This window comes from Mesorhizobium sp. 131-2-1 (assembly GCF_016756535.1).
Lineage (GTDB): Bacteria > Pseudomonadota > Alphaproteobacteria > Rhizobiales > Rhizobiaceae > Mesorhizobium.
The window spans coordinates 3,550,089-3,562,497 of sequence record NZ_AP023247.1 but is presented as its reverse complement, the minus strand read 5'-3'; the positions used below and the strand labels follow the sequence as shown (position 1 = coordinate 3,562,497).

The window sequence follows — 12,409 nt, the reverse complement described above, 5'->3', positions numbered from 1 at the left end:
CGCCGCTGCTCGTGGCCACGGGAAGTGCTTGCAACATGGACATGATCGATCCTTTCGGTCGCACGATCAGCTATCTCAGGGTGTCGGTCACCGACCGCTGCGATTTCCGCTGCACCTATTGCATGGCCGAGGACATGACCTTCCTGCCCAAGAAGGACCTCCTGTCACTGGAGGAGCTCGACCGGCTCTGCACCGTCTTCATCGAAAAGGGTGTGCGGAAGTTGCGTCTCACCGGCGGCGAGCCGCTGGTGCGAAAGAACATCATGCATCTGGTGCACCAGCTGTCGCGCCATCTGAAGAGCGGCGCGCTGGAAGAGCTGACGCTGACCACAAACGGCTCGCAGCTGTCGCGCTTTGCCGCCGAACTCGCCGATTGCGGGGTCAGGCGCATCAACGTCTCGCTGGACACGCTCGACGCCGACAAATTCCACCAGATCACTCGCTGGGGCCATCTCGGAAAGGTCATGGAAGGCATCGACGCCGCGCAGGCGGCAGGGCTGAAGGTCAAGCTCAACGCCGTGGCGCTGAAGGACTTCAACGATCTGGAGCTGCCGGAAATGCTGCGCTGGGCGCATGGCCGCGGCATGGACCTCACCGTCATCGAGACCATGCCGATGGGTGAGATCGACGCCGACCGCACCGACCAGTATCTGCCTTTGTCGCTGCTTCGGGCTCAGCTTGAACGCCAGTTCACGCTGACCGACATCCCCTACAAGACCGGCGGGCCTGCACGCTATGTCCATGTCGCCGAAACCGGTGGCAGGCTCGGCTTCATCACCCCGATGACGCATAATTTCTGCGAAAGCTGCAACCGCGTCAGGCTGACCTGCACCGGCACGCTCTACATGTGCCTGGGCCAGGAAGACGCCGCCGACCTCCGGGCGCCGTTGCGTGCGTCCGAAGGCAACGAACTGGTCTCGGCGGCAATCGACGAGGCGATCGGGCGCAAGCCCAAGGGGCATGACTTCATCATCGATCGCCGCACAAGCCGGCCTTCGGTGTCCCGGCATATGAGCGTCACCGGCGGCTGATTTTCTCGCCGGTTTCGTGCAAGGATCGCCTCCCGTCATTGGCTGGAGGCTTGCATGAAGCGTCTTTTCCCGATCCTGGCGCTCGCGGCCGTGAGCGCGGCAACTTCGGCCGGCGCCGGGCAATTCACCTACACCAATCAGCGCTTCGGCACCGTCTGCACCTTTCCGGACGACATCTTCAGCATCCGCGAGCCCGAGCCGGAAAATGGCGACGGGCAGCAATGGAGCGCGCCCGACGGCGCCAGCCTGACCTGCTCGGGCATCCTCAACATCGATGACGACACGCCGAAAAGCTTCGTCGCCGCCGAAAAAGCCAGCACCGAACCGGGCTTCAAGGTCACCTACGGCAAGGCCGGCAAGGACTGGGCCGTGCTGTCGGGCTTCAAGGGCGATACCATCTTCTACGAGCGTCGCCTGTTCGGGAGGGACGGTGTGGTCCGCACGGTCTGGATCGAATATCCGCCGGCGCTGAAATCGAAATACGATCCGCTCGTCGGCGCCATCGCCGGCAGCCTGAAGGGCCCGTGAAGATCCGGCCGGACTGCAAAATTATCCTGTCTGTAAGTCGCGGCCCGATTTACCGGCAATAGGTTCCGGCCTAGCTTCTGCCGGCAGCGATTTTTGCTCGAAGGGGGGAATACAACATGCGCAAATTCATCCTTTCTCTCGCAATGCTCGGCCTCGCGGCGGCGCCGGCGGCGGCACAGTCGATCGGCGGCAAATACACGGTCGCCGGCACAAATTTTGACGGCTCCGCCTATGGCGGCGAGGCGACCATCACGCTGACCAGCGAGACGACCTGCACCATCCACTGGGAAACGGGCGGCTCGTCATCCGACGGCATCTGCATGCGCAACGACAATGCCTTCTCCGCCGGCTATGTGATGGGCCAGGAGATCGGCCTGGTGGTCTACAAGGTGGAGAAAGACGGCTCATTGCACGGGCTGTGGACCATCGCCGGCAAGGACGGCAGCGGCACCGAGGTGCTGACGCCGAAGTAAGGTCAGCCCATCACCGACGCAGGATTAGGGACCTCGGCGGCGAGCCGTGGCCCAGTCCTTTGACGTTGCTGTTTTGCTGCCGGCTGATAGAGGCTGATCCAAAGCAAACCGGTGACGCCCTTGCCCCTTTCGCCAAACCTGCGCGGCGCGCTGTTCATGATGGTGGCCATGGTCGGCTTCACCCTCAACGACGCGATCACCAAATTCTCCTCAGAATCGATGAACATGGCGCAGGTCATGCTGATCCGGGGCGCCTTCGCCTCGCTGTTCGTCGGCTTGCTTGCCTGGCAGCGCGGAGCGCTGGCCACGCCACGCTCGATGCTGCAGCCGATGGTGGCGATGCGAGTGGCCGGCGAAGCCGGCGCAACGGTCTCCTTCCTGGTCGCGCTGGCGCATCTGCCGATCGCCAATGTCTCGGCCGTGCTGCAGGCGCTGCCGCTGGCGGTGACGATGGGCGCGGCGCTGTTCTTCAACGAAGGCGTCGGCTGGCGGCGCTGGCTGGCGATCGCCGTCGGTTTTGCCGGGGTGCTCATCATCGTGCGCCCCGGCTTTGAAGGCTTCAGCGTCTATTCGCTGCTGGCGCTGGCAAGCGTCGCCTGCTGCGCGGTGCGCGATCTCTCCACCAGGCGCATCCCGCAAGAGATCCCGACGCTGTTGGTGTCGACCGCCACGGCGCTGGCCATGACGGTGCTGGGCGCGGCGCTGCTTGCGCCGATGGGCGGCTGGACGCCGATGAGCGGCAAGGCCACGGCGCTCCTCGCACTGGCCGCGGTGCTGGTGCTGATCGGCTACCAGTTCATCATCATGGCGATGCGCTCCGGCGACATCTCCTTCATCGCGCCGTTCCGCTACACCGCCCTGCTCTGGTCGATCCTGCTCGGCCTTGTCATCTTCTCCGATGTCCCCGACCTGCCGATGATCGTCGGCGCCACCATCATCGTCGGCTCCGGCCTTTACGCGCTCTACCGCGAGCGCATTGTCGGCCGGCGGCAGACCGCCGCCGAAAGCGCTGGACCTGACATGGCGCCGGACGGCATATAGGCCAGCCCCAAGGATCGCCGAGATCTTGCGATCCGGGGAGCGAGAAGACAGCGCACCATGGACCAGAACATAGCGGGCATCATCCTGGCCGGCGGCCAGTCACGGCGCATGGGCGGCGGCGACAAGACCCTGCTTGCGCTAGGCGGCCGCAGCCTGCTCGACCACGTAGTTAAGCGCCTCGTTCCACAGGTCGGGCCGCTGGCGCTGAGCGCCAACGGCGATCCCGCGCGCTTCGCCGGGTTCGGGCTGCCGGTGCTTGCCGATACGGTCGAAGGCTACGCCGGGCCGCTTGCCGGGATCCTGACCGGCATGGAGTGGGCGTCGATCGCCTGCGACGCCGTCGTCACCGTCGCCGGCGACACGCCTTTTTTCCCAAAGAGTATGGTCGAGCGGCTGGCTGCGGCCGCCGCCACAAAGCGCGGGGCGATCGCTGTCGCCAGCTCCGGCGGCAGGCGGCATCCGACCTTCGCGCTCTGGCCGCTCGGCTTGCACGACGCATTGCGCCGGTTCCTGGTCGACGAGGACAATCGTCGGGTCTCCACATTCATCGACCGGCACGACGTCGTCGAGGTAGAGTTTCCAATGCTGGCGTCGGGCGGGCAGCAGATCGATCCGTTCTTCAACATCAACACGCCGGACGACCTTGCGATCGCCGAGCGACTGTTGCAGAGCATCGAAGGATGAACAGACGCGTTTTTGGCATCACCGGCTGGAAGAATTCCGGCAAGACGACACTGACCGAGAAGCTGGTCGCCGAGCTGGTGCGGCGCGGCTGGACAGTCTCGACGGTCAAGCACGCCCATCATGATTTCGACATCGACAAGCCTGGCGCGGATAGCTTTCGCCACCGCGAGGCAGGCGCCACCGAGGTCGCGGTCGTGTCGGGCCGGCGCTGGGCGCTGATGCACGAACTGCGCAATGAGGACGAGCCGACGCTGGAGGCGATCCTGGCGCGGTTGGCGCCATCCGACATCGTACTGGTCGAAGGCTACAAGCGCGAGGCGCACAAGAAGATCGAGACACGCCGCCTCGAGGCCAAGGACAGGACGCCGCTGTCCGTCAATGATCCCAACATCGTCGCCATCGCCGCGGACTTCGCGGCCGAAGGCGGGAGCCTGCCGGTCTTCGATCTCGACGACGTCAAATCGATAGCCGACTTCGTCGAAAGCGTCTCGGGCTTGAGGCGCTGAGCGCGCCGGCGAAATGACTTTCGGCCGCCGCTAATCTTCTTCCCGGCCTCTAACCTTGCGTCATGTTTGGCCGGTGGCGCAAATCCGCAGAGCCATTGTTTTGCAGTTGCTTTTTTCGGGGAAAGAGTGGGAGTATCGCCGCCAGCGGGCGGTCAAAAGCACCGCTCACAGAGCCGCACGGAACAGCGGCCGGGATACTATGAGAGGATTATCATGCGTATTGCACTGCGTATTGCGCTCGCCGCTTCGGCCGCGCTGCTGACGCTTGGCGTTGCCCAGGCTCAGGAAAAGACCCTGCGAATCGGTACCGAAGGCGCATATCCGCCCTTCAACAACTTGACCGCCGACGGCCAGCTCGTTGGTTTCGACGTCGATATCGCCAAGGCGCTCTGCGACGAGATGAAGGTCAAGTGCACCTTTGTCGCCCAGGATTGGGACGGCATCATCCCAGCACTGCAGGCCGGCAAATTCGACGCCATCATCGCCTCGATGTCGATCACGCCCGAGCGCGCCGAAAAGGTCGATTTCACCCACAAATACTACAACACGCCGCCGGCGATCGTCGCGCCGAAGGACAGCGACATCAAGGGCGTGACCAAGGAAGACCTGGCCGGCAAGACGATCGGCGTGCAGGCCTCGACCACGCACTTCAACTACGCGACCAAGACTTACACCGACAGCACGGTCAAGCCCTATCCGACCGCGCAGGAATACCAGCTCGACCTCGCCAATGGCCGCCTCGATGCCGCCAATGACGACATCGTCGTGCTGCAGCAGTGGCTGGATTCGCCCGACGGCGCCTGCTGCAAGCTGGTCGGGGCGATCAAGCCGGTCGTCGAGATCCATGGTCCGGGCGCTGGCATTGCCGTGCGCAAGGGCGAGACCGACTTGGTCAACCAGTTCAATGCCGCGATCGACGCCATTCGCGCCAACGGAAAATACAAGGAAATCAACGACAAGTACTTCAAGTTCGACGTCTACGGCGGCGATTCCTGATCCGCCAGGGTTGACGACAGGAACGGCGGGATTTTCCCGCCGTTCTCGCAAGAACGGGTCGGGCACGAGGGGTGCCGCGACGTGGCTCTCAAAAGAGCGAATGTGGGAGAATAGGCGAGCGGATGCTGAGCGTATGGACGCTTCTCAGTTGGGGACCCGATGGCTGGCTTGACGACATCGTCTCAGGGGCTGCTGTCACCGTTCTTCTGGCTCTCGCAACCCTACCAATCGGTTTGACGATTGGTTTTTTTGTAGCTCTGGGAAAACAATCCGAGGAACCCTCGCTACGCATCGCCGCCAATATCTACACGACGATCTTCCGTGGATTGCCCGAACTGGTGACGCTGTTTCTGTTTTTTTTCGGCGGCCCGCTGATTCTGCAATATCTCATCAGACTGGTAAGACCCGAGGCGACCATCGACGTCAACGCCTTCGTCGCCGGCATGATTGTGCTTGCCATCATCTTTTCGGCCTATGCCAGCGAGGTATTCCTTTCAGCCTTCCGGGCCATCCCAAAGGGCCAGTATGAGGGCGGCTACGCAGTTGGCCTTTCATACGGGCAAACGATGCGCAAAGTGATTTTGCCGCAATTGGTTCGCATCGCCTTTCCGGGCCTGGAGAATTGCTGGCTGAGCCTGCTCAAGGACACGTCGCTGGTGTCGGTGGTCGGTTTGGCTGAAACGCTCCGTCAAGCCGGCGTGGCCGCACGCGTCACCAAACACACATTCCTGTTCTTCAGTGTGGCCGCAGTGGTATTTCTTGTTTTGGCGGTCATTTCATCCTTCGCCACCGGCGCCATACAGCGCTCGCTTGCCCAGCGTGAGGCACGGCGATGAGCGTTGCCACCGATGCCAAGAGCGTTGTGGAACGGCCTCCCCCGCGAGCACGTGGCTGGCCTCGTTCCCGCATTGTCGGCTACCTGCTGATAGGCGTCTGGATTGCCGCTGGCGGCGGCATTGCCGCCTACCTGGCTTTCGCCTGGAACAGCGAACTCATTGCCAAGTACGGCCCCAGCTACCTGGAAGGGCTCGGTGTCACGCTTTCGCTGGTAGGCATTTCGATTGTCCTTGGCGCCATACTGTCACTTCCGGTCGCCTATGCGCGCATGTCGAAGAACCGCATCCTGTCCGGTCTTGCCTATTGTTACGTCTATTTTTTCCGCGGTACGCCGCTGCTCGTCCAAACCTTCCTGGTCTATTATGGGGTCGGCTCGTTCAAGCCGCAACTTGAGGTGGTTGGTCTCTGGGGCTTTTTCCGCGAGGCGTTCAACTGCGGCGTCTTTGCCTTTGCCCTCAACACGGCTGCCTATCAGGCCGAAATCCTGCGCGGCGCCATTGAAAGCGTGCCGAAGGGCCAGTGGGAGGGTGCTGCCTCGCTCGGCCTGCACAAGTTGCAGACGTTGTGGAAGATCATCCTGCCGCAAGCATTGGTCGTTGCACTGCGGCCCTATGGCAACGAGCTTATTCTGATGATCAAGGCGTCCGCGATCGTCGCCATCATCACCGTGTACGACCTGATGGGCATGGCAAAACTCACCTACTCCCGCACCTTCGATATTCAGGCCTATATCTGGGTCGCCGTCGTGTATCTGGTCATGGTCGAGGTGCTGCGTCACGCGATCGAATGGATCGAACGCCGGATCACCATTCACCTTAAGCGCTGATCGAAACCGCCTTTCTGCACCAGTCGATGGAGCATCCCCCGTCTTGACGAATTCGTCGCATGTCCTAGAGCTTGCGCCAGCAAAATCTGGTTCCCGTTTTGGAAGGCAAGCTTATGGCATCGGTGGCATTTCTCGGTCTTGGCGTCATGGGCTATCCGATGGCCGGGCACCTCAGCAACAAGGGCGGCCACGACGTCACTGTCTACAACCGCACCACGGCAAAGGCCGAGCAGTGGGTCGCTCAGCATGGCGGCAGGCTGGCGCTGACGCCGGCCGAAGCGGCCGACGGCAAGGATTTTGTTTTCTCCTGCGTCGGCAATGACGACGACCTGCGCTCGGTCACGACAGGTGCCAAGGGCGCATTCGCCTCGATGAAGAAAGGCTCCGTCTTCATCGACAACACCACCGCATCGGCCGAGGTCGCACGCGACCTGGATGAAGCCGCCCGGAAGGCCGGCTTCTCCTTCCTCGACGCGCCGGTCTCAGGCGGTCAGGCTGGCGCCGAGAACGGCGTGCTGACGGTCATGGTGGGCGGCGAGCAGGCAGCTTTCGACAAGGCGAAACCCGTCATCGAGGCTTTTGCCCGCATGGTCGGGCTGATGGGGCCGGCGGGCGCCGGCCAGCTCACCAAGATGATCAACCAGATCACCATTGCCGGCCTCGTCCAGGGACTGGCCGAGGGTATCCATTTCGGCAAGAAGGCCGGGCTCGACATCGAGAAGGTGATCGAGGTGATCTCCAAGGGTGCGGCCGGCTCCTGGCAGATGGAAAACCGGCACAAGACGATGAATGCCGGCAAATATGATTTCGGCTTCGCCGTCGACTGGATGCGCAAGGATCTCGGCATCTGCCTGGCGGAGGCCGATCGCAACGGCGCCAAGCTGCCGGTGACGGCGCTCGTCGACCAGTTCTACAAGGATGTGCAGGCGATGGGCGGCCGGCGCTGGGACACGTCCTCGCTGCTCGCCCGCCTGGAGAAATAGGGGATCGCGGTGGCCGAGCTTTCGCCCCAGTCCAGTGCCGACGAAATCGTCGCGCATCTACGCTCGATCGGGTCGGAGGAAAATCGCCGTGGCATGCTGCGCTACGGCATCAAGATCGAACGTGCGCTCGGCATTCCGCATGGCGTGCAGCGGCAGATTGCCAAGAAAATCAAGCGCAACCATGAACGTGCCTTCGAACTCTGGCAAACCGGTATCATGGAAGCGCAGTTCATAGCTTCCGTCACGGCCGACCCGAAGCGGTTCTCGGCCGCGGATGCGAGGCAATGGGCGGCGTCTTTCGATTCGTGGGACATTGTTGACGGTGTCTCCGATCTCTTCGTCGACACCGAGTCCTGGCGGGAACTGATCATCGAGTTCGCGGCCGACGAACGGGAGTTCGTTCGACGCACGGCCTTTGCCATGATGGCCTGGTCGGTCGTCCACCGGAAGAAAGAGCCAGCGGCGACCTTCCTCGACTTCCTGCCGGTCATTGAAGCCCATGCTACCGACGGCCGTAACTTCGTGAAGAAGGCCGTGAACTGGGCTCTTCGTTCGATCGGCAAGCGATCGATGGAGATGCATGGGGCTGCCCTTGCTGTCGCCGAACGACTGGCGCAGTCGACCGACAAGACGGCGCGCTGGATCGGCAAGGACGCAGTGAGGGAACTGACCAATGCCAAGATCCTCGAGCGGATCGCTGCCAGGAAAGGCTGACGGCGCCGAAATCCGCTTCACGGCGGTGACGCGCTCGACACGCGCGGACTTCGAGGAGCTTTTCGGGCAGCCGGGCGCACCGAAATATTGCTGGTGCATGGCCTGGCGCCATTCCAGCCGCGACCACATCCAGAACGACGAGAAGAAGCGCATGATGATGGCGCTGATCGAGGCCGGGACGCCCGTCGGCATCATCGCCGAAGTCGACGGCAAGGCGGTCGGCTGGTGCTCAGTCGCGCCGCGCGAGACCTATCGCAGGCTGTCAAAGCAGCAGGACGACAGCGAAAAGGGCGTCTGGTCGATTGTCTGCTTCTACGTGCCGAGAGCCTTGCGCGGCGGCGGGCTCGCCCCTGCCCTACTCGACGCCGCCATCGACCACGCCTTCGCCAAGGGCGCCCGCGTGGTCGAGGCCTACCCCGTCGATCAGGCTGCGCCGAGCTACCGCTTCATGGGCTTTCGCGACATGTTCGCCGCCCGCGGTTTCCACGAGACCGGCACAGCAGGCTCTCGCAGACATGTGATGCGGCTCGAACGTTGACGCCATGGGGAGCGGCGTCTTTACTCGGGTGCAAAGGAAGCGGCCAATGAGCAAGCATCTGAAATCAACCATCGCGCTAGCGGCTGCTTTGCTTGTGTCCATTGCCGCCGATGCCTCGGCCCAGACCGCGCACATCTTCTGGAAGGACCTGCGGCCGGCGGCGCAGGCGGTCGCCGAGGACGCGAACCTGCCGATGATCGCGGCAAAATTGCCGGACCACGGCGAGACGCTGTCGCTAAATCTCCAGGACAAGACCATTCAATTAGCCGGCTATGCCTTGCCGACAGATCGCGACGGCGACCTCGTCTACCAGTTCCTGCTGGTGCCGTGGACCGGCGCTTGCAGTCACATGCCGACGCCGCCGCCCAACCAGATCGTTCTGGTCACCCCTGCCCGGCCCTACAAGATGTCGGAGGCCTATGAACCCGTGTCCGTCACTGGCGTGCTGAAGCCGGGCATGGAAAAGAGCCAGCTCTTCATCCTCGACGGCGTCTCGGTCATCCAGTCGGGCTACACGGTGCGCAAGGCCGAGGTGGCAAGCGTCGACACGGTGCCGGACGCGGTCACCTTGCCGGTCAACTCGCCGTGGAGTTTCCTCAACAAAAAGAAGAACTAGGCAAACCGGCTTGCGTGACCTTTCCCGCGAAAGGCCACGCGATACTTGATGCTCAGGCAGCGTTCGCGCCCGACTCCTTGTCCAGCACCATGTAGTCGAGCGGAATCTCGGTCGTGTACTTGATCTGCTCCATGGCGAAGGACGACGAGACGTCGCGGATCTCGATCTTGGCGATCAGCCGCTTATAGAACGCGTCGTAGGCGGCGATGTCTGGCACCACGACGCGCAACAGATAGTCGACGTCGCCGCTCATGCGGTAGAATTCGACCACTTCCGGAAATTCCTGGATCACTTCCGAGAAGCGACGCAGCCATTCATGGCTGTGCGAATTGGTGCGGATCGAGACGAAGACGGTGACGCGCACATTGACCTTCTCATGGTCGAGGATGGCGACGCGCCGCTTGATGACGCCCTCCTCCTCCAGCTTCTGGATGCGCCGCCAGCACGGCGTGGTCGACAGGCCGACTTTCTTGGCGACATCGGCAACCGCCAATGTCGCGTCCTCCTGCAGGAGGCGGAGAATTTTTCGGTCGAGGCGGTCCATCGGATGCTCCGTTAGTGCATGTCGCCCAAATTTGTGTGGCGTGCGCTTTGAGGAATGATTTGGCTATGATCCCTTTTATTTTGGCCTTTCACAAGAAAGAAATTCTGCCAGGCACGCGAAAAGCGGGTGATTTCTTGCTGTTTGCCTAACCGAGGCGATAGCGGATTTCCGACCTCAGGAAGGGCAGCAAATCCATTTCAAACCATGGATTCTTCTTCAGCCAGCCGGTGTTGCGCCATGACGGATGCGGCAGTGGCAGCACTTTCGGGCCGGTGGTCGCTTCCCATATGGCGCGCCAGTTGCTGACCGTTTCGGTGAGCGAGGCACGGCGCGCGGGGCCTATGTGCCAGGACTGGGCGTAGATGCCGATCGTCAGTACCAGATCGATCTGCGGCATCAGCGCCATCAGTTCGGCGCGCCAGGCCGGCGCGCATTCGCGGCGCGGCGGCAGGTCGGCGCCCTTGGCATCCTGGCCGGGGAAGCAAAAACCCATCGGCACGATGGCGAATTTTTCGATGTCGTAGAATTCCGCGCTGCTGACCCCGAGCCAGCTGCGCAGCCGGTCGCCGGAGGCGTCCGTAAACGGCATGCCGGACAGATGGACCTTGGTGCCCGGCGCCTGGCTGGCAAGCAGGATACGCGCCGTCGATGACGGCCGCAGCACCGGGCGCGGCTCGTGCGGCAATGGCCGGCCGAGCGGCGCCTCGACGCAGATGCGGCAGGCGCGGACCCTGGCCGTCAGTCTCTCCAGCGCTTCGCTCATCCCAGCCTCAGGCGGTCGCACTCGGCCGGCTGGAGATCGCCGCGTGCCAGCGCAGCACATTGGTGCATTCCTCCGGCACCCTGATGCGCGCAGGCTTCATGAAATCGATGGCGATCAGCCCGGTGATGTCGGCGATCGAGTAGGTATCGCCGGCGGCGAACTCCCGCCCTGCCAATTCGCCGTCGAGCAGCTTCAGGAATTCGACCGCCTTGGGCTTGTTGGCCTCGCCCCATTCGGGGATTTGCGGGATTTCCCATTCCTTCATCGCCGGGTGGATGTGGCGAAAAGCCTGCGCGACGCAACTGAGCAGGTTGAACTCCATGCGCCTTTGCCACATCTCGACTTTCGCCCTGCCGAGCGCGCCTTGCCCGAACATAGGCGGCTCCGGGTGCAGTTCCTCGAAATAGCGGCAGATGGCGACGGATTCTGTGATGATGGTGCCGTCGTCGAGCTCGAGCACCGGCAGGCGCTGCAGCGGGTTGCGCGAACTGACCGCCTGCTTCTTGTGCTCCAGCGCGCCCATGTCGACAGGCACCAGCGGCACCACGATCCCTTTCTCGGCGAGGAAAACCCGCACCCTGCGCGGATTGGGCGCGCGGCCACCGTCGAACAGCTTCATTCTCTTCCTCCTGATCCGACCTCGATCATGGCACTTCCTTACCGAAAGCTGAAAAACGCACGCAAGGCATCGCCGATCGACGCTAGCGAGCCATGCTTCCTTTCGACCAGTCCGTGGCCATGCGTATCGCGCCAGTCCTGCGGTTCGTCGAACGTGCCGGCCCAGATGCCAGCCTTGCCGGCGCGGGCGCCGGCCTCCTCGGCCTCGAAATCACCATAGGCCACCGCCCAGCCGGCCTCGACCTGGGCGCGGTTGAGGTCGATGCCACCCGCTTTGCAGTAGCCAAGCAGCCGGCCATAGCGGTCGCGCTGCCAGCCGCTGCAGGAGACGGGCCGGTCGGCGATCAGCTTGACCAGCGATTGCCGCGCGAGCCTGCCGCACGGATAGTCGGCGCCATCCTTTCGGCAGCTCTGCGCATATTCCGGCGCATCGATGCCGCGCATGCGGATGCGCTCGGCGCCAAGCGTGATCGAATCGCCGTCATTGACGACGGCCGCGCCCTCGGTCTTGCGCGTTTCGAAGCGGTCCAGGCGGGCCGCCAGCAGGATCAGCAGCCCAAGCAGCGCAATGGTCAGCCCGTAGTCGAAAAGCCGGCGCCACAAGCTGCGCGGCGGCTGCGGAGCGTATCGCCGGCGCGGCCTTGGCGACCAGGAACGGCTCATATGGCAAACAGTCTCTTAATCATTCGAACGTAGCTTAACGAATTGAAA

Annotated in this window: 17 protein-coding genes; 13 read left to right on the top strand and 4 right to left on the bottom strand. The window is 62.9% G+C overall.

Translation table 11 applies throughout. From position 1 onward, the window contains the following. Positions 1 to 35 precede the first annotated feature (35 nt). The 13 genes from moaA to JG743_RS17150 all read left to right on the top strand — a co-directional run bounded on the left by moaA (position 36) and on the right by JG743_RS17150 (position 9,773). The gene (gene moaA / locus JG743_RS17210; protein ID WP_202291923.1) at positions 36 to 1,031 is read left to right on the top strand and encodes a GTP 3',8-cyclase MoaA; all 996 of its coding nucleotides are present in this window, start codon (positions 36 to 38) and stop codon (positions 1,029 to 1,031) included. 54 nt (positions 1,032 to 1,085) lie between these two features. Then, a complete protein-coding gene (locus tag JG743_RS17205) occupies positions 1,086 to 1,559 on the top strand; it encodes a hypothetical protein (RefSeq protein WP_202291922.1) in 474 nt (157 codons plus the stop codon). Positions 1,560 to 1,675: 116 nt separating this feature from the next. Further along, complete coding sequence (locus JG743_RS17200; protein WP_202291914.1) at positions 1,676 to 2,032, top strand: hypothetical protein; 357 nt, start codon at positions 1,676 to 1,678, stop codon at positions 2,030 to 2,032. Between the two features lie 120 nt (positions 2,033 to 2,152). Next, the gene (locus JG743_RS17195; RefSeq protein ID WP_202291912.1) at positions 2,153 to 3,073 is read left to right on the top strand and encodes a DMT family transporter; all 921 of its coding nucleotides are present in this window, start codon (positions 2,153 to 2,155) and stop codon (positions 3,071 to 3,073) included. A gap of 57 nt (positions 3,074 to 3,130) precedes the next feature. After that, positions 3,131 to 3,757: a molybdenum cofactor guanylyltransferase MobA gene (mobA, locus tag JG743_RS17190; protein ID WP_202291910.1), complete on the top strand. Its 627-nt coding sequence runs from the start codon at positions 3,131 to 3,133 to the stop codon at positions 3,755 to 3,757. After that, the gene (gene mobB / locus JG743_RS17185) at positions 3,754 to 4,263 is read left to right on the top strand and encodes a molybdopterin-guanine dinucleotide biosynthesis protein B (protein ID WP_202291908.1); all 510 of its coding nucleotides are present in this window, start codon (positions 3,754 to 3,756) and stop codon (positions 4,261 to 4,263) included. The genes mobA and mobB overlap by 4 nt, the downstream gene beginning before the upstream one ends. A 213-nt stretch (positions 4,264 to 4,476) precedes the next feature. Continuing rightward, positions 4,477 to 5,259, top strand: coding sequence for an ABC transporter substrate-binding protein (locus JG743_RS17180; protein WP_202291906.1), 783 nt, complete (start codon positions 4,477 to 4,479; stop codon positions 5,257 to 5,259). A 122-nt stretch (positions 5,260 to 5,381) separates the two neighbouring features. After that, positions 5,382 to 6,095, top strand: a complete 714-nt coding sequence (locus JG743_RS17175; protein ID WP_202291904.1) for an ABC transporter permease — start codon at positions 5,382 to 5,384, stop codon at positions 6,093 to 6,095. Next, complete coding sequence (locus JG743_RS17170; RefSeq protein ID WP_202291902.1) at positions 6,092 to 6,922, top strand: ABC transporter permease; 831 nt, start codon at positions 6,092 to 6,094, stop codon at positions 6,920 to 6,922. The genes JG743_RS17175 and JG743_RS17170 overlap by 4 nt, the downstream gene beginning before the upstream one ends. Before the next feature lie 113 nt (positions 6,923 to 7,035). Beyond that, positions 7,036 to 7,905 carry an NAD(P)-dependent oxidoreductase gene (locus JG743_RS17165; protein ID WP_202291900.1) on the top strand — a complete coding sequence of 290 codons (870 nt, stop codon included), beginning with the start codon at positions 7,036 to 7,038 and terminating at the stop codon, positions 7,903 to 7,905. Positions 7,906 to 7,914: 9 nt separating this feature from the next. Beyond that, positions 7,915 to 8,619 carry a DNA alkylation repair protein gene (locus tag JG743_RS17160; RefSeq protein WP_202291897.1) on the top strand — a complete coding sequence of 235 codons (705 nt, stop codon included), beginning with the start codon at positions 7,915 to 7,917 and terminating at the stop codon, positions 8,617 to 8,619. Next, positions 8,579 to 9,157 (top strand): GNAT family N-acetyltransferase, encoded by a 579-nt coding sequence (locus JG743_RS17155; RefSeq protein ID WP_202291895.1) that lies wholly within the window; start codon positions 8,579 to 8,581, stop codon positions 9,155 to 9,157. The genes JG743_RS17160 and JG743_RS17155 overlap by 41 nt, the downstream gene beginning before the upstream one ends. A gap of 46 nt (positions 9,158 to 9,203) precedes the next feature. Next, positions 9,204 to 9,773 carry a DUF3299 domain-containing protein gene (locus JG743_RS17150; RefSeq protein WP_202291893.1) on the top strand — a complete coding sequence of 190 codons (570 nt, stop codon included), beginning with the start codon at positions 9,204 to 9,206 and terminating at the stop codon, positions 9,771 to 9,773. A 52-nt stretch (positions 9,774 to 9,825) separates the two neighbouring features. On the opposite strand, the gene JG743_RS17145 is transcribed toward JG743_RS17150, so the two are convergent. From JG743_RS17145 to JG743_RS17130, 4 genes are all read right to left on the bottom strand, one after another. Beyond that, positions 9,826 to 10,317, bottom strand: a complete 492-nt coding sequence (locus JG743_RS17145; RefSeq protein ID WP_006205209.1) for an Lrp/AsnC family transcriptional regulator — start codon at positions 10,315 to 10,317, stop codon at positions 9,826 to 9,828. Between the two features lie 145 nt (positions 10,318 to 10,462). Next, positions 10,463 to 11,080, bottom strand: a complete 618-nt coding sequence (locus JG743_RS17140) for a uracil-DNA glycosylase family protein (protein WP_202291891.1) — start codon at positions 11,078 to 11,080, stop codon at positions 10,463 to 10,465. 7 nt (positions 11,081 to 11,087) lie between these two features. After that, positions 11,088 to 11,699: a glutathione S-transferase gene (locus tag JG743_RS17135; RefSeq protein ID WP_202291889.1), complete on the bottom strand. Its 612-nt coding sequence runs from the start codon at positions 11,697 to 11,699 to the stop codon at positions 11,088 to 11,090. A gap of 38 nt (positions 11,700 to 11,737) precedes the next feature. Continuing rightward, positions 11,738 to 12,361: a thermonuclease family protein gene (locus JG743_RS17130; RefSeq protein WP_202291887.1), complete on the bottom strand. Its 624-nt coding sequence runs from the start codon at positions 12,359 to 12,361 to the stop codon at positions 11,738 to 11,740. Between the last annotated feature and the right edge of the window lie 48 nt (positions 12,362 to 12,409).